The sequence below is a fragment of the Klebsiella sp. KPN54798 genome, assembly GCF_021184225.1.
Classification (GTDB): Bacteria; Pseudomonadota; Gammaproteobacteria; order Enterobacterales; family Enterobacteriaceae; genus Klebsiella; species Klebsiella pneumoniae.
In genome coordinates, this window is the sequence record NZ_CP089234.1 from 4,742,841 (window position 1) to 4,760,516 (window position 17,676).

Annotated in this window: 10 protein-coding genes and 1 pseudogene; 5 read left to right on the forward strand and 6 right to left on the reverse strand. The window is 47.5% G+C overall.

Annotated features, from left to right (window positions below; genetic code table 11):
• Positions 1 to 2: 2 nt before the first annotated feature.
• The 6 genes and pseudogenes from drmA to LPQ25_RS22840 form a co-directional block, all read right to left on the reverse strand.
• Positions 3 to 2,654 carry a DISARM system helicase DrmA gene (gene drmA, locus LPQ25_RS22815; protein ID WP_225315831.1) on the reverse strand — a complete coding sequence of 884 codons (2,652 nt, stop codon included), beginning with the start codon at positions 2,652 to 2,654 and terminating at the stop codon, positions 3 to 5.
• On the reverse strand, positions 2,585 to 4,000 hold the full coding sequence (locus tag LPQ25_RS22820) for a hypothetical protein (protein ID WP_234599490.1): 1,416 nt from the start codon (positions 3,998 to 4,000) through the stop codon (positions 2,585 to 2,587). Before LPQ25_RS22820 ends, drmA begins: the two co-directional genes overlap by 70 nt.
• 50 nt (positions 4,001 to 4,050) lie before the next feature.
• Positions 4,051 to 8,082, reverse strand: coding sequence for an Eco57I restriction-modification methylase domain-containing protein (locus tag LPQ25_RS22825; RefSeq protein WP_012737311.1), 4,032 nt, complete (start codon positions 8,080 to 8,082; stop codon positions 4,051 to 4,053).
• Positions 8,079 to 11,219, reverse strand: coding sequence for a DISARM system SNF2-like helicase DrmD (drmD, locus tag LPQ25_RS22830; RefSeq protein ID WP_012737310.1), 3,141 nt, complete (start codon positions 11,217 to 11,219; stop codon positions 8,079 to 8,081). Before drmD ends, LPQ25_RS22825 begins: the two co-directional genes overlap by 4 nt.
• Before the next feature lie 47 nt (positions 11,220 to 11,266).
• A pseudogene (locus LPQ25_RS22835) lies at positions 11,267 to 12,318 on the reverse strand (DNA cytosine methyltransferase).
• Positions 12,319 to 12,780: 462 nt separating this feature from the next.
• Positions 12,781 to 13,560 (reverse strand): HNH endonuclease, encoded by a 780-nt coding sequence (locus LPQ25_RS22840; protein ID WP_012737308.1) that lies wholly within the window; start codon positions 13,558 to 13,560, stop codon positions 12,781 to 12,783.
• Between the two features lie 160 nt (positions 13,561 to 13,720).
• On the opposite strand from LPQ25_RS22840, the gene LPQ25_RS22845 reads away from it, so the two are divergent.
• The 5 genes from LPQ25_RS22845 to LPQ25_RS22865 all read left to right on the forward strand — a co-directional run bounded on the left by LPQ25_RS22845 (position 13,721) and on the right by LPQ25_RS22865 (position 17,614).
• Complete coding sequence (locus LPQ25_RS22845) at positions 13,721 to 14,611, forward strand: hypothetical protein (protein WP_012737307.1); 891 nt, start codon at positions 13,721 to 13,723, stop codon at positions 14,609 to 14,611.
• A gap of 138 nt (positions 14,612 to 14,749) precedes the next feature.
• A complete protein-coding gene (locus tag LPQ25_RS22850; RefSeq protein WP_001561320.1) occupies positions 14,750 to 14,944 on the forward strand; it encodes a helix-turn-helix transcriptional regulator in 195 nt (64 codons plus the stop codon).
• A 16-nt stretch (positions 14,945 to 14,960) separates the two neighbouring features.
• Entirely contained in the window at positions 14,961 to 16,211 is a 1,251-nt protein-coding gene (locus LPQ25_RS22855; protein ID WP_014908050.1) for a ParB family protein, read from the forward strand.
• Entirely contained in the window at positions 16,195 to 16,752 is a 558-nt protein-coding gene (locus LPQ25_RS22860; protein ID WP_012737304.1) for a DUF2857 domain-containing protein, read from the forward strand. Before LPQ25_RS22855 ends, LPQ25_RS22860 begins: the two co-directional genes overlap by 17 nt.
• Positions 16,742 to 17,614 (forward strand): STY4528 family pathogenicity island replication protein, encoded by an 873-nt coding sequence (locus LPQ25_RS22865; RefSeq protein WP_012737303.1) that lies wholly within the window; start codon positions 16,742 to 16,744, stop codon positions 17,612 to 17,614. Before LPQ25_RS22860 ends, LPQ25_RS22865 begins: the two co-directional genes overlap by 11 nt.
• Positions 17,615 to 17,676 lie beyond the last annotated feature (62 nt).

Here is a 17,676-nt window from a genome sequence, read left to right on the forward strand (position 1 = left end):
AATCAGTCCTCATCCTTAGTTGCGGGACGAGGCTTCCAATCGTGATCGTCCGCTATATGGTTGGTGTTCATTATAAGTCTCACACCTGGTTCAACTTCTCGCATTGACATAGGCACTGTCCAGTTGTCCCAAGGCTTCAGGCCTGGAGAGTCTAATAAGCTGACAGTCTTATCTTTTTCAGGCCCGCGCTTTTCATATGCCAGAATCCGTCCGCCCATTGACGCTTTTTTTGCCCATTCGTCGGCACGTTCTTTCAGTTCATTCTCTGCCAATTTTTTGCGAGAATTATCTTCTGCAACATTGCCAGCGCGATTCGCCAGTGCTTTAATCGCATTACTGATCTCGGCTTGATTAGACATATTCAACTTACCAGCCCCATCGTTAGGACTGAATTCGTCGTTTTCCAGACGAACAAGACTTAATAACGCACCTGTTAAACCACGGTCCATCGCTCGAGGAGAAAAAGGAGTAACAGATTGGGCCTCTACATGCTTGTAGAAGGTGGCATGGTAATGTTCGAATGTTTCGTAATGAGAAAGGTCTCTTGGACGAGCCCAAGTTAGTACGGTACAAACTAAACCAGGAAATGAACGCCCTACACGACTGGTAGCCTGGATATATTCGGCCGTTCCTTTAGGCTGACCATTTACTGCCATAAGACCAAGTCGGTTAACATCGACGCCGACAGACAACATATTAGTAGCAAGGACGATATCTATAGCCCGAGTATCCCCCTCCTGCCATTTAGTCACATACTTACCAGTAGTAGTATCAAATTCAGATTTAAACTTAACCTCTAAATTATCAAGATATTTAGGGATATCCTGACTGGATACTCGGGAAGTTAATTCACGAACATTACTTATACTACGTTGTGCCAATGCCGGTCTTTCCACCATGCTCATTCGCACCCGGTAAGAACGTGTTTGTACGTCATCCTCTGCAAGTCGCTTCATCCCGCCTAATTCGCGTAGCGAGTTGAAATAGCCAACCATTGTCATATAAGGGTCAGCAGGCTCACCAAAGTGGTTGAATAATTCCTGTGCTGCGGTCAGGAATGCAGTGTAAACACGGATCAGCATTGCGGGCCTTGAACTGCCAGGCGAGCATACCCCAAGATAACGACGTCCATACTTTTCTTTTATAGGTCGTTGTACTGAGAAAAAGTTATCCTCAACGTCTATCCCATGTGGTGGAAATACTGCCACTTGGCGCATAAAAACATTATTTACCTGTTCCTTAGCTTTACGGACTGTTGCAGTTGAAGCAATGATCTTTGGTCTGACCGACTTCCCGTCAAGATTCCAACTACATAATTCATCAACAGCAGTCTCATACAATCCAACCATAGTGCCCAAAGGTCCACTAATTAAGTGGAATTCATCCTGAATGATAAGGTCCGGTGGTCGTATTGGATTGATAACCCTAACTTTAGTTGAAGGTTGTCCTTTGGCTGCGGGATGATTTCCTGTGCAGCTAGCCCCCTGCCAGAGCAAACCATGTCGTTCACATTCCAATCCTACACGGCCGAAAAGCGTTCTCACCTGGCCACGCCATGCCATCATGGCAAACTTATCTACAGTAGCAATCATCATTGTGGGAGGGCGATGATAGATCTCTTCATCCACTACTAATACAGGCAATCCTGGATGGGCTTGTTTACTTGATTTTCCTTTGGAAAAGTCACAACGCCCCTTTTTATCACCGCAAAAAACAAACGTCCTTCCCCCCAATTTATCCTTTTTAACTTCAACATCCTGTCCGGGGATAATTGATGAACCACACCATGGACAACTAGTTAATTGTGCAGGTGAGGCCGTTCCCGCATGGTTTTTTCCCGGATTACGGGCATCTTCAATAGCTCGATGACTCTCTTCAGTCGAACCAGGCGTTACTTTGTTGCCAACCCAAAGACCAATAGTAAATGGTTCTAATCCGAGAGACACGTCGCCATTATTGAGTGCTTCTCGCCGCAAAACTTCCATAGCACAAATTAAGGCTGTCGCACGCTGGAATTGTTGTAATGTTAGCAGGCGCAATGTATATCGCATTATTACCGCCAAACCGCGCGAACTATCATACCCCCCCAAATTACCCTGCATGCGGCGTATGGCCATTGTAAAAGCCGCAACGCCTAAATAAGCTTCAGTTTTACCACCACCCGTGGGGAACCATAAAAGATCAGCATATGCATTTACAGGCTGCACACGATCGGAATGGTTTGGGTCTGCCAACGAAGGTATAGAGAGCAACAAGAATGCCAACTGAAAAGGACGCCAGCTACGATTCTTTTCAATATCAAATGATTCGATAGTCGTATCTTCACCACGGCGTTTAGCCAACGCGTATAAACTTCGTACTCGCTGCGTTGCCATTGCTTTGTTGGCGAAACGAAATGCTGCCAGCGCTTTTTCATTAAGCTTAAGTGTATCAATACCCTTTTGCAGGCGAGAATGGATCTCCTTACAACGATCCATTGCGATCTGAGATTGGGTTTCAAAACCTGTAATTTTAATACCTACACTGGCACGTTGTTCACTAATCCAATCCAGATAGTCCTTGGTTAGTACATTCAATGCATCGATCAGTGGTTCCACCTCCAAAGTGGCCAGTTTCTGCATGTCAAGTAAACCACTTTTGACCATTTCTTGCATCGCCGGACGATCTGATGGATCAAGGCCGGGGTCTCTGTTCTCTGAACTTCATACTGTGGCATGACAGTTGTACGAATTTCAGTCGCAAGTTCAGTGTTATCTGCAGGTTCAGCATGTACTGCAACACCATGCCCGACTGCAAATTCAACATGGTTACGGTAAATCATTTCCAGCGCTTCGCGTTCAGGATCCATACCGTCACAATCCAAAACTGGCTTGCGCCTAAAAATAGATCTTTCGACTGCGTCCTTCACTGGGCGAGCAATGATTTCTGGTTGGAATACCCATGCTGCATCTCGGTTGGTTTCTGGCTCTTTCTGAGTATTTACAAGAAATATAGTGACCAGACGATCACCATTTTCATTCTTGGGACGAATGGTGCCCTGTATTAGTACTTCAGGAGATGAACTATCTAAAGATTGAGGGGAAATAGCCCCCTCTACTAGTGATAATGTTATCTTCCCGCCACTAGGAAAACGCTGCCAAGCTTTGACTTTGGTCTGTTCTTCGACCCCAGTCTCCTTGTTCTTGCGGATTCGATAGATCTCATGGTCATTGCTACGCTCATAACGTCCCCAACGAACTTCTAGTTCTATTTGATCAATATCGCCATCGACACAAAAAGTCATTCCCAGACTACTTGGTACCAATGATTGGTTGCTGGCGGCATCAATTTCTTCCGGGACATCGGGTTCTCCTCGGCCAGACACTTTTGGAGAATGCACTTTTGTTGTCTGAGACTTAACTATTTGGTCACCAACATCATCATCAGCATTCTCTGGATCCACTGGAAACTCAGAGCTGCGCTCGGCTGCTTCACGTGGAGCAAGCTTACCAACAAGATAGCGATCCCTTACGCCCATATCGACGATAAGCTCATTAGGGCCAGCTGCCGGCCCGAGTAAATCATCCATAACTGCTAATTGCAGTAATTCGCGAATGTAAGTTTGATCTTCGATCGTTGGTATTTCAGCAATGCTTGTATTTAGTGTATTTGGAAGCATTTCAATGAATTCTTTCCACTGAATTCTGCCAAAGCTTCCTTTTGCAGGCAGAGTAAGTGAAGTCATGCCAACGGGAATGAGTGGTTCAACCTGCAAAATTCGGTCGAAACATAAGGTGGTAGTTTCGAGATCAGAGCGAATGCGCAGAATACGTCCGATTCGCGTGATATGACCTGTAGTGTCAAAGACGACGACCCAATCGCTATCAGCAATACCGTGCTTGAGAGCTTGTTCACTTTTTAGCTGTACTGTATGAAGGGCCAAAGTAGGATTTTTAGATTGGCCACGATCAATAGCGAACCATGCATTAGGTGATACAGCTAGCTTATTGTTCTCTGTCATATAGACTCCTTACCCAAAACTACCTTGATGCAATTTTGATTATTAATAGGCTAGAGATCGTTAATCCCACCTTTCTGCCCTTCTTCATAACGAATTTTATTCAATGAGGCCAACCGATAGAGTAATTTTTCCCGTGCAGACTCACAAATCGTGTAACGAATATTCTTTCCTTCAGGAAGGTATGCAACCTCATGAAAATCATGATTTAAATCTATATCATCAAAACCATACGCACGCAGCACAGCATGGTTTATACTCACCTGCAATTCACGTAATTTGCTGAGTGATGGTGAATTTATCGCCGGATTATGGAATTCGTTGTAAAACTTGGTCATACCAACATTTTTATTCACCATATATCCCGCCCTTTCTTCGAAAAACTCTGCCCCAAGATTTGATAATATTTCATGATTTTTCTCACCTGGCAAAGGGAATGTTTCAAAGATATCTCCATGGGTATATCTAAGACGTTCATGCAACCGTGAACCATGCTCGAACGCCCATATTCCATGGATATCTGATGATAAACACGAAAATAATGAATAGCTGTCACTGGCAATTACACATAGAGAATGTGCATAAATATAAGTGTTTGGGACTAACGTGAAGCAGGGGTATTTTGTCGCGCCAGTTGCAAAAACAATTACACGGTCAAGTGCTTTTTTGTCCTTATCCCATCCTTTCGGATGTTTTTCAAAAGAACCTCCTCGTCCAAGAAGATGAAAAAGTTCAGGCCGCGGCCGAAGAAATCGCCACCAAGCCTCCCTTGCTCCTTTATCTTTATCATTTTCTCTATTTTCTTTAACATGATCTATTACATAGTTAAAAGCACTTGTGAATTTAGAGCTAGTATCCATACTCCAGTCAAAAAAATTGATCACTTTCCGTGCGGGCAGGTGCCTTGGTGACTGATTGACTTCTTTACCAATCAAATAATCGAATACTACTTTGCAGGATTCATCATTTTCGTCCACCCATTTTTCATAGGTATCGTTATCTATCAAAAATCCATCACCAAGCGTAATAACCCCTTGAAATACAAGACCACAACTGTCTTTTAACTTAACGGGTTGCCAGTTTTCCCGTTGTGTTAGCGCGGAACTAATTACAGGAACTTGTTGACCTGAGATATAAAAAGGAGCATTCCAATTTGATTTAGAAACAAAAACACTACTTGTGACTACATTTGCTTTTCCAGGCCATACTAGGTTTGGGTTTGCCCTATATATCACCGAACCACAACGAAGTATCGAATCAAGTCCAATTTCTCTAGTGTTCCCTTCTGATATCGTATTAACCGCTATCAATCCAAAGAAACCACTAGAGCAAAGTAAAGCATTGGCTTTAATAAAAAAGTACGCAACTAAGTCAGCAGAACCTCGCTTACCACATGCGATTGTATTTACCAAATATTCGCGATAACAATCGCCCATGGCACCTGTAATTTTTTGCCCGCCCAGGAATGGTGGATTTCCGACAATACAATCAAAACCACCATCAAGACTAAATACCTCCGGAAATTCTAACGGCCAATGGAAAGGTCTCCGAGAAGCTTTTCCTACGGATAGTTCAAAAGACAAAGCTGTGAGTGCTCTTTGTTTTATCAACTCAAGTTGTTCTGTATTGCCTTGTATAACATCTCTAACTTGAATGGAAAGATGAGCTAAAGCCTTTTCGAGATCCGTACCATTGCCTTGCGCCATAAGGACTTCTCCGATATACGCATCTGCAATACATCTAGTTATTTTCAGCCTAACTTCTGCAAGCGAGTTCAATTCTCCCATTGATTCCACATCATGTATGTCGCGAATTGTCATTTTGCGCAACTGCTGACGTAGCACAACTGCTTCATCTACCGCACATTCAATTTCGTCGCTAAAAAGATGCTTTTGTCCTTGGGCTGTAGGATTCATCGAAAACTGGGTAAGCTGATCTATTCGTTCAATACCAAGTAAGCTGTCACCACACCGTAAATTGTGCTCAAGAAAACCAAATGGTCGATCTTTAGCGAGTGTTACCAACCAAATGGAAAGTTTAGCTAGCTCAACAGCCAATGGATTTAAGTCAACACCGTAAAGACAGCGTTCGGCAATTAACCGACGAGCAATAACTATTCGAGCGTCTGTATCATGTGGTAGATATTCTTGAGTACTCGAAGTACCTAGAATGTAGCCATCAACACTGATTTTTTTTCCTGACTCTTCAGCTAAAGTCCAAGATTCAACAAGTCGATCGGCCAGCCAGCGGCAAGTTTGAACTAAAAAGGCTCCCGAACCCATTGCAGGATCACAAATCTTGAGAGTGAGTAGTTCAGAAGAGGATTTTAGTTGCCACTTTTCACGTGGAATACCCTCTGTTGGGCCAATATAAGTCAGTGGTGTTAGTGTTTCAGCAACAATCGCCTCGGTAAGTGACTTAGGTGTGTAATGAGTACCTGTTTCACGACGATTGGAACCACTAGTTACAATAAAAGATCCTGCTGGATAAACCAGCGGATAGCCCCAAGGATCTGTACGAAGCAAATGTACATAAGGTTTAATTCGATCACGTAATTTGGTATCCCCCTGACAGGTAATCAAGAGGCGTTCAATCAGACTATCATCAATTAGTTTGGATAGATCATTACGTATCTTACTGATCGAACTACCAGAACGTTCATGCAGTAGCTCAATCAGCTGCTCAGTACCGTCCATACTTACTGAATCTAGTTCAGCTAACGTAACCCAAGGCGATTGAGCTTTTTTGGTAGCATTCAGTTCTAACGTCACTTCAGCGGCACGTTTGACAGTACGTTCCAGTAAACCTTCATAGACATAGCCGATCTGCTCAACGTCTAATGCGCGGTAAGAAAGAGTACGCCCCTGAAATAGTTGGATAGATTCCAGTAATAGGAGAACCGTTCGATTATTTATTGGTAAGGGTACAGCTGTATCGATTTTCCAGTTTGAGCCTTTAGTTCTTCCTTCAAGAAAAGGAAAATGGTCAGGATCAAACAATGAACTCCCTAACGCCGGTAGGCGCAGCTCTTCATGCTCCACCCCGCCATAAACTGCACGGAAGGTAGAAAGCAATCGTGTCCAGGCATCCCAACGTCGCTCAAGGAGCTCTGAAGGTTCTTGCCGTAGTTGCATACGCAAAGTGGAAATTGCGTAATTAGACTCATAGCATTCGTCACCTAAGAGCAGTAGGCCCTGTTCCTCAGCTGAGAGCAGGAATACCAATCGCATCATCACTGCCAACGCAGCTTCATAGAGCTCTGTTTCATTGACATCGTGCAATAATTCACGATTTCGATCCTGATCGGCTTTGTCCAGCGACTGAATTAACACTTCTACAGCACGGCAAACTTGTTCACCTAAAGCGTCAGTCACTTCATCCTGGTACTTCAGCGAAGCATCAAACAATGCAGGTAGCTGCTCAGACTCGTCAACGAAGAAACGGCGGATTCCTAGTAAATGCACGAATGCTTGCAGTGTGATTGGCTCTTGACTCCAAAGACGTGCGTACCAGCTTGAGAAAGACGTTACAGCACCCACTGGTGCATCTACTAACATCCAGCATTCGCCGTTGGTTAGCAATCCGAGACGGCAACCAAGTGAGCGACATAACTGAACCATACGATCTGCCGGGGTGGTTATCCATCCCTCATATTTTACTGTTGATTCTAGTTCTACATTTGGTTTATAGGTATGTATGAGTAACAATGGCTTGTTATCTTGCTGTTCATCAACAACTGCCAAATCGGGATATTCAACCACTCCCTGATCTGGCAATACTGATTTCAAGTGGCTTCTACACCACTCTTCACGTTTCAGCACATCACCTTTACCATCATCATCAAATTCCAACACTCGTGACAGCACTTCGTCTATCCATGCAGAGTGCAATTCTTCTAGCTGAGGATCTTCCAGTTCTAATGCCTCCCGCCATTCATCATAGGCTTGGCGCAACCGCCTACGCTTGAAGCTACTAAGCACCTCTAGTCCCTGAGGAAATGTATGCGTTAATACTGGGATAGCGAGAAAAGGTCCCGAAATATCTACCAGAGAAAGCCATTCAGCGTGAATGTTATTTAAACTCATGCTGCACCTCTCTGAATAGTAGATTCTGGGACGAGAAAAATGACGGCGACAGGGAATGTGCGATCATCAATGTTGGTATAGCGAAGTTCGATTGTTTGTACTTCCTGTTCCCGCTCTGCGGGAATGCGAGCGAGACGGGCTTCGAGCGCTGCATTATCACGCTTGATTTGAGCGCGTTCATCTTCTGAAAACAATGAAAACTGCATAGGTTGTTGATCTTTAGCTAACTCAGATTTGATAGTTATTTCAAGTTCATTGAGTATGTTATTGATATCAGACAATTCACGCTCTTTGCGGGTCTGAAGGGTATTAGTCAGATATTGCAGGCGATCTTTTGATCTAGCTTCAACGGACTGGAGAATACTGTTTTGTGCTCGCTCAAAACGCATGCGAAAGGCATCCAAAAGCGAAAATTCAGTAGTAACAGGTTTCGCCTGCTCAAACCATTGCTGTAGTTTATTAACACCATCCTCGCGCCTAAAATTTTTGTCGCCAAGATAGCCACCAGCTATTGTCAATTCTTCATGAAGTCGATGGTGATTACCTCCAGTAATCACCAATCGTGAAACAACAGCGACCGCAGGGCTTTCAAGTAACATGTCTGGTACTGAGCGCACCGTAACTCGATGTAATTTTTTTATATCATCGCGCGCCCATATTTCTGCTCGTAATAGACGTAGACACATCTGCACTAACAGGTGATTTAAATGGACGAGTACGACATCATCACGTCCTTTCGCCACGCTGTGATCAAAAGTGACAGGACGAATCTCCTGTGTATGGGGATGACGAAGTCCTTCAAGACAACGTGCCCATGTACCTGAGAGAGCAGGTATCCTGAATACAGAACCTGAGGGAGCATCGTGTAACTCAAAAGGTTCAAGAGTTGTACGACCAGCTAACATGAGAGCTGTATTGACGGCTATTTGTATATGCTCAGGTGTGAGATGAAGCTCCTGTCTGGCTGAAAGGAGTCGCTCATGTAGCTTCGCAATTCTCTCTTTTAGTTCGCGCTCAACACCAATAAAACGTTTCGTTTTTGCAATTCTGGCTTCAGCCAGACGTGTATCAAAATCTTTGATAGTGCCTTCAATCAGTCCTGACATTTGAGGTGCGATGACTGGATTGACGCTACCCATGTCAGCCCGCATTGATTCAAGTTTGCGTAATGCTCGTAGGATATCGTCACCGTGACCACCGATACGAGCATTCACCTTATCCACACCATCAACTGGGTGCCAAATTACAACTTCTTTTTGGCGTTGTCCGTGGCGGTCTATACGACCGTTACGTTGTTCCATTACATTGGGGTTATATGGAATTTCTAAATGGATAAGGTAGTTACAATAGTTTTGCAAGTCGATGCCTTCTGAGGCGGCATCAGTTGCGAGGAGTATGCGAACAGCAGAAGCCTTTGGTGATGTCTGGAAGGCGGCTTTAACTTTTTCTCGTTCTTCTTGCGGCATGCTACCATGTAAAACAGCTAAGCGCTCACCAGCAAGTCCGTGGCTGGCCAGAATCTCATGCATCCATTGATGTGTCGTTCGATATTCAGTAAACAGAATTACCCGGTACTCATTCCACTGATTATTTGTTTTAAGATTCGTATTAATCCAATCAAGTATTGCCTTGGCTTTAGAGTCTACCTGATTCTTAGCTACTTGCGCCCATTGACGCAATACATCGAGTATTTGTTTCTGTTCATTCGTCAGCGGTTGGGTGTAATGTGTTGCTTCTTCCACCGCTTCAGATTGGGCATTCTCTATCTCTTGATCGTCGGCGTAATCTTCTTCTAGACGAAGGATTGCTTTATGAAGGATACGATCAGCCATGGCATTTTTATCATTAGGCCGTTTGCCATGCATCAAAGTTGATATGTGCCTTTCAAGAGTAGATGCAAAGGCTGCTGGTGATGAAAAAAGTCTTTTTTTAAGTAGCTGGTTGACAAAGGTCGTCCCAAAAGTATTGCTGGCTTTCTCTGCTCCTTGCTCCCGGCTATGGCAATATTCATCCAGTTTTTTGTGGATAGAACGCTCTTGAGCCGAATATTCGACGGATAAGGCTTTGAGCTTACGTTGAGCGTAAAGTGGATTGCCCTCTGAATCGACCAGATCACTTTTGAGGCGGCGTATCATCACCTGATTCAACAACTTCTCATCTGGAAGTACATTTCTGGCAAAACGTTGATCATCCAGCAACTCAAGCAACGAAGTGAAAGACTCGGTATAGCCATTATGTGGAGTCGCTGTCAAAAACAAACGGTGTTGGAAGTGTGGGCTTATCGAACGAATAAACCTAGTACGCTGGCTTTCCATTGCATAGTTAGCTCTACCCACTGGGGCTATATTGTGTGCCTCATCAATGACAAGCATGTCAAACTTTCGTGGATAACTAGGCTTTAAGGGAAGGACGTCACGCATAGAACGCAAACCTTCCCCACTTTTGGCCCAATCCATTGAAGTGATTAACCGTGGATGCGATGTCCACGGATTGGCATGAATGCCACGTTCTCGTCTTAATCGCTTAATATAAGCGGTGTCGACGATTTGAAATTCAAGACCGAATTTTTCTAACATCTCAACACGCCACTTCTCTTGCAGCGACGCAGGGCAAACAATCAAAACTGTGCGAGCTCGATGCCGAAGTAACATTTCCTGGATGATTAGCCCAGCTTCAATGGTCTTACCAAGTCCAACATCATCGGCGATAAGCAGGTTGACACGGGCCATATCAATTGCACGCACCAACGGATCAAGCTGGAAGTCTTCAATGCTTACGCCACTACGAAAAGGTGCTTGTAAGAAGTTACGATGGTCAGCTTTAGTGACAGCTCCCCAACGCACTGCATCAAGAAAAGCCTCAAGAGTGTCAGAGTCATCCAGGCCAGTAATCGAAGGTAAACCAGCTCGTTCAATTACTTGAGCGCCAGGTTCAATTTCCCAGATAACTTCAAGTAGTTCTCCTAAACCATCTTCATCTATGGATGAAAGAGTTATGAGATGCTGCTGAGACGAAGGCGGTGGTAACTGGGAAGATGAAACCTCAACAACGATCCACTGGCGTCGACGAACTTCAACAAGTTGCCCTGGCTCTGGAATAATTTGTTGAGGATGATTTTTTTGATTCGAAATATCCATAAAATGTTCAGATTCCGGTTCAGTACGCCCAGAGGCTGGTTAAAGTTTCACTTTGTTGCGACCAAGTTCAAATCGTCAAGGTGTGAATTTATACTGCGAGCGATTGCCTGACCCAGCTTTACCGGAACTGCATTTCCAATCATTCGGCCCAGAACTCTAAGATTGACATTGCTATCATCGGGGATAAATACGTAGTCCTGCGGAAAACTCTGAAGAATAGCAGCTTCTCTCAATGAGATTGCACGATCTTGCTCTGGGTGACCAAAGCGGCCATTCCCGAAACCATAACACTGAGTAGTCATAGTCGGAGCAGGTTTATCCCATTCCATTCGACCATAGACACTAGAGTATGTTTTTCCTCTATCTGTACGATGGCAATCAGCAACTAAATGTTCAGGCCAGTCACGCCACGTTCCACCGGGTTTTGAAGCTTTAATACGTTGCAGATTTTTTTCCGACAACGTTGAAGTCACATGTAGCTTATCCCCAGAACTAGTTTCGCCTGCTTTTAAAGCTGGCAGATCGCTTATGGCTTGTCTCACTGTAATTGGCTGAGTGCACGTTGACTCGGCGAGTTTTATCTCACCGTGTAAAGAAGCAAGCAGTACCATGCGCTTACGCATCTGGGGGACGTCATAGTGAGTGCAATCAATGACATTAAACCAAACGTGATAGCCAATACGTTTTAAGGTATCGACAAAGTCGCTGAAAACTTCATGTCTTGCCACGGAAGGTACATTCTCCATAGTGATCAGATCAGGGCGAGTTTCCTCAGCCAAGCGAGAAAACTCGTACAACAGCCCCACTTACCATCCTTACCACCATGCTCATAACGCCTTGCATAGCTTGAGAACGGTTGGCAAGGTGCGCAGCCAGCAAGAATCCTTACATCTGAATCAGCGTAGAGCTCATTCAAGTCTGAAGATGTAAAATCGCTTACGCTTTTCTCAATAAATTTTGCTTTATTATTAGTCTCATAGGGAAACTTGCAGGCAGGATCAATATCAATACCTGCGACAACAGGTACTCCTTCAAGCACAAGACCATGTGTTAACCCACCTGCACCACAAAATAAATCAACACAAGATACTTTTTTCATCTGACAATCATCTCGTTCTTCAGGGGGCCCAATGAATAAACATCAATAAAAACCATAAAATACAATATTTTAAATGAAAAAGAAGCTAACTATTCCTCTTTTGTCGGTAAAGCCTAGCTCAAAAAGTTTAACAATAATCCAACAAATTCTAGCAAAGAGCCCCATGGTTTCACTGTGGTAGGTATGATCTCATGAACCGTAAGTTAGGTAAACGCTTGTGCATTCATAAAAACAGCCTACAAGGAGAGTCGCAGCTCCTCTTGAGAAGGTTAGACCCGACTCGACAGATTAAACCACCGATTTTTTAACAAGCACCTCAACGTCGAACCACGCAAACTAGTTCGTCAAAGTGAGCGTTGACGTAAACTTCCCCCAGAGGATCGCTAAAAGAACATTACTCAATTTCAGATACTCTCAAAATATATTTTAGATTGAGTAGTAATTTATTTGTCCCATTCACTTTCATCGAAGCAAATTATCCCGATGCCATTCCAGATAACAATACGATTCAACAGGAAACGCCTTTATTTTCTCCGGCAACAGACACTGCTCTTTAAAACTAATATCCAGCTCATTACTAATTAATAAACGTCCATCGTTTTCAAACGAAATCCACCCCTGATCGAATAAAATATCAATATGTGCGGCCAGTATAATTCCATTAAAAGGATCAAGGCGTTCACTCCCATTCTCGCAGGCAGCCCACGGCTTTATATGGCTGGCACGCAGTAACGGCGCAAAAGTCGTTCCCGTAACAGGGCATGCCGGATACAGCATGAGACAATTTTTCCGAAAGGTACCCTGCCCCAGCCGCGCCGCAATAAGTTGCTCGCGTACAGTATCTTCAATACTTTTATCCTGCTGAATAATAAGACAGTCTCGTTGTGCCTGTTCATCTCCAGCAGAAGATATTAACGAGAGAACGCGCTGCTCAATTGCACTCTCTGAAAGCACACTCAATCGCTGATGCACACGCTGCGCTGAATGAGAAAGCGCAGCAGGAGCGCCCTGCTCGTCAAGCCAGCCGACACGCACATCACTAAGCCAGGAATCAAAACGGTCACGACTATTTTTCAGACTATTGCGAAACTCACTAGCGGTTTTGCCCGCCCCGAAACGGGGATAAAACAAATCATAAGCCTCTTTCCATTTCAGAACACCCAATCCCACAGGTGGTTGAGATTTACCGTACTTCGACAAATACCACGCCACTTCAAGCAAATCGTCTTCCGAGCTATTCAATTTTACGTCCTGTTTTTCCAGCGTAATTCATCACCAGATTATGTCTGAAAAGATCGTTAACTAAACTGATCAGGTTAGTTGTTTTAGCAAAAACATCGCACACCGGTTTTCGCCATCAACAAGCACGACACGCAACCAACAACACAAAAAGAAACGCCCCATGCCCCCACATAAAATCCGCCAGGAGTGGCTGACGCTGGACGAGGCCGCAGAAGTCATACGGCAGCACAACATCACGTTGCTGCCCGCCGACCTGATCCGCCATGCCCTGCACGGCGATCTGTCGCTCTCGGTCTACTTCCCTTCGCCCGTTCTGCTGAGACCACTCAATCCTCCTTGCCGCTTTGCCTGCCGATTCAGCAAGCCTCCCTTTCCGCCTTCGCAGTGCAACAAACCCGGCAACCGCAAGATAATGGCGAACTCTCCGCCATGCAGACGCGACCCGACTCTGCAACTGACCACCAGCCATCTGTGGAATTTGCCGTTAATCGGCCTTGAGCGTCTGCTGCTCCACCAGCAACTGGCGAAAACGTTGAATCGCCCTTGTCCCAAAGATACCCATTGCTGCAATCAAATTGGCATTGTGGTCTGCGATGAGAACGACAGTTACTACCAACTCTGTTGCCGCAAATCGTTGCGGGAGCTTTTACTGGAACTGCTCGCCACGCAAAACAACCTTCAGGAAGAACTACATCTGCTGATTGGCCAGTTATATGGTAATGGTCGCAATGACCTTAAGTCCCGGCTCAGTCTGTCCGTCTGCTACCTGCAGGATACATTGCCTCCTGACGCACTGTTCGTCATCCGCCGCACTCATCTCAAGGCCTTCCTGACCCGCCATCAGCCGGAATCAAAGGAGCGGATCACCTCCGCGCTTTCCCGTTTGCTGTGGCTGGCCTGCAAGCACAACCCGCAACTGGACGACGAAATGCTGGAGCATCCCTACAAACTGCTGAACATTTTCGAATGCTGGGCGCGTGAGGAAGGTATGCACCTGCCGCTGAGCCCCGAGACGTTGAAAACCGCACTCCAGCGCGGCGCACCGCCGTAACGCGATCAACTCCCCCTTTCAACTAACAACTCTCACTAACCCAGATAAGGATTTTTACTGCCTGGCAGGGACGCTGCTGCTTTGATAACCACGCCCATCGTGCTGATGTGAACGAATCTGGACACAGGAGGAATGGTTATGAATAGCGACAGATTTTTACGCTTACGCCAGGTGGAAGACAAAATCGGCTTCGGTAAATCGTGGATTTACCGGCAAATCCAGCTGCAACAGTTTCCGCCATCCATCCGACTCAACAGCCGCCACGTCGCCTGGCTGGAAAGCGAGGTGGATGCCTGGATCCACCAGCGCATCCGACTTACCCGCGATGTCTGAATGCCGGAGGAAGATTATGTGTGCTTCACACCTGCTCAACCGCTGGCTTCACGGTGCCAGCAATACCGGAGAACAGGAAATGGTCCAGGTCAGCCTGGAGCAAATCCAGCCCTTCTCTCTCAATCCCCGCGTCACCCGCAACCCCGGCTATGATGCGCTGAAAGCGTCAATTCTCGCCCGTGGGCTAGATAACCCGCCGGTGTTGACCCGTCGCCCCGGTGATGAAAAATACATGCTCGCCAGCGGCGGGAATACGCACCTCGCCATCCTCAATGAACTGTGGCAGGAGACACAGGATGAGCGTTACCACCGCGTCTGCTGGCCGTTCAGACCATGGCCGGAAACGCTGTCACCGCAGCAAGGCGAAGTCCAGTGCCTGATCGGCCATCTGGCGGAAAGCGACCTGCATAACGGATTGATGTTTATCGAACGGGCGGAAGGTATTCTGCATCTGCGCGATCTTTACCTCGAGGCAGGTATTGAATGCCCGACGCAGCTGGCGCTGGCGGAGCAACTGACCCGCGACGGTTATCCCGTCAGCCAGTCGCAAATCAGCCGGATGCTACAGACCGTGGACTGGCTGTTGCCCTGCATCCCTAACGCGCTATACGGCGGCCTTACCCGAAAGGTTATCGATCGCCTGCTGGCACTACGCAGCGCGGCGGAACAGGTCTGGGTAAAGCTGATGCCGCTGGAACGCCAGCCGGAATTTGCCGACCTGTTCAGCACCGCCCTCGCCACCTTCAACGGCGAGCCGGAAGCTGTGGTACCGCAACTGGTGCAGGACGAACTGCTCGGCGAGATGAGCTGTCGCAGCGGCATAAGCTGGAATACATTGCTGGCGGAACTGACCGATGGTCAGAGCAAGCGGCAGGTTCTGCTGGGGCCTCCGGTCGAAAAGGTCCTCTGGCCGCCACCGCCGGAAGTGGAAAAAGCACCACTACCAGAGCCTGAGCCACCGACTGAACCCGCCGCGCCCGATGAGCCAAAGCCCTCACCGCTGGTGCATACGACACAGTCGCTGTTTGCCTGCTGGGGACTGGATGCCTGTATCCAGCCGGACGACAGCGCTCCGGCCGATTTCACCCTCGCGCCTTGCCACGATTTTCCCCATCCGGCGGCACGGCGCTGCTATCAGGTGCTGGCCGCCCTCGAATTGCTGTTGTCGCCGGACTACGACAACGCTCAGATCCAGCAACTGATGCAGCTTATCAGCCTGTGCCGCCAGCGGCGGCTGCGGGAGGTTCGCCATGACGCCCTCAGTTAACCAGGCAGTGCTCACCCACATCGTCCAGGCGCTGAAGGATGGACAGATCCGCTACTGCGAATCGCTGGGCTTCAGCCCGCAGGAGCTGTGCGAACTGACGCGCCTTACCGCCGACGACATCCTGTTTCTCAGCAACAGTGCGGTGCAGTTCATCACCACCCACATTGACCACGAGATGCTGGGCCGGATGCTGGCGAGGATGGAGCAGGAGCGGCTGTTCCAGCAGCGTCTGGAGGAAGCCCTGTCGCTGGGCGCGTCCATCGAATTCATCAACCACTATTTTGGCCTTTCCACGCCGGAGGTCTGCGCCCGGCGGCGGCTGATTGGCTTGTTTGTCCGGCAAGGGCGCAACAATGCTCCCGATGAGCAGGTGGAAACGCTGGTGTGGAACGAGTGGCAGAAAACGGGCGTGAAAAAGTTCGACTCACCCGAAGCGCTGACCGCCATGATGGCGATGGCCCGCGAACACGATCTGTCGCTGACGGTCATCTGGAACCTGCTGCGCCAGTGGACTCAGGAGAAGCTGCTGTATGAAGAGTGACGATAGGCTGCTGTTTCTCGGCAACCCGCAGCAGAGCGTGCCGAAGCGCCTGCTGCTGGCGCGCAACCTCTCCCCGCGCGACAAGTTCACGTGGCAACTGCTGCGCCTGCACGCGCGCGACGACGGCAGCGGCGTCTTCCCGTCATACAACGAACTCCAGGGCTGGCTCTCCGACCAGCCTGAGGGCGAGAAGGCCTCACGTAGTACCGTCAGCAACGCGCTGATGATGCTGCGGATCACTCGCTGGCTGAGCCTGTGCCAGCGGCTGCGCGACGAGCCAAGCGGCAGGATCACCGGTAACCTCTACGCCCTGCATGATGCGCCTTTATCCCATGCCGATGCCTGTAGGATGGACAGCGAATATCTGGCGCTGCTCACGGCCTGCTCCCATCACCGCAACCGGCGTATCCGCAACATCGCCATCGGGTTACTGCTCACCCTGCAACAACCTGTGGACAGTGGACGAACCTGCACTGAGTCTCCATTGAAGACCGCCCCTGGTCTTAATCGAGGACTCAGTAAAAAATGCCCGAGTCTTCAATTAAGACTCAGTGATGTGGCGGGGGCTGGCGGGCAGCCGGAGCCGCATTGCGTACATACTGGTACAGATTTAAACAATAAACATCAAAAGCGTACGCAACTGCTGCACTGGCCTGTGGATAATCCCTTCAGCGCCAGCGAGCGCCGCGCCGCCGAACGCGCCATGCGCAATCTGGAGCCCGCTCTCTGCCAGCAGGTGCTGGACGACTGTCTGTGGCGGATCGCCGCCCACGATATCCACCGCCCCCTCGCCTATCTTATGGCAACACTGGAGAAGGCCAGACGGGGCGAGTTCAATCAGCTTCGGCGCAGGCGCAGATAGCCCCGATTTTATGCGCACCGCATAAAGCCGGTGTACCAGCTATCAATCAAACCTCATTCATC

Coding starts and splice junctions, on each gene's coding strand:
- drmA (WP_225315831.1), bottom strand. CDS start 2,654: ATGCAAGAAATGGTCAAAAGTGGTTTACTTGACATGCAGAAACTGGCC.
- LPQ25_RS22820 (WP_234599490.1), bottom strand. CDS start 4,000: ATGACAGAGAACAATAAGCTAGCTGTATCACCTAATGCATGGTTCGCT.
- LPQ25_RS22825 (WP_012737311.1), bottom strand. CDS start 8,082: ATGAGTTTAAATAACATTCACGCTGAATGGCTTTCTCTGGTAGATATT.
- drmD (WP_012737310.1), bottom strand. CDS start 11,219: ATGGATATTTCGAATCAAAAAAATCATCCTCAACAAATTATTCCAGAG.
- LPQ25_RS22845 (WP_012737307.1), top strand. CDS start 13,721: ATGCCCCCACATAAAATCCGCCAGGAGTGGCTGACGCTGGACGAGGCC.
- LPQ25_RS22850 (WP_001561320.1), top strand. CDS start 14,750: ATGAATAGCGACAGATTTTTACGCTTACGCCAGGTGGAAGACAAAATC.
- LPQ25_RS22855 (WP_014908050.1), top strand. CDS start 14,961: ATGTGTGCTTCACACCTGCTCAACCGCTGGCTTCACGGTGCCAGCAAT.
- LPQ25_RS22860 (WP_012737304.1), top strand. CDS start 16,195: ATGACGCCCTCAGTTAACCAGGCAGTGCTCACCCACATCGTCCAGGCG.
- LPQ25_RS22865 (WP_012737303.1), top strand. CDS start 16,742: ATGAAGAGTGACGATAGGCTGCTGTTTCTCGGCAACCCGCAGCAGAGC.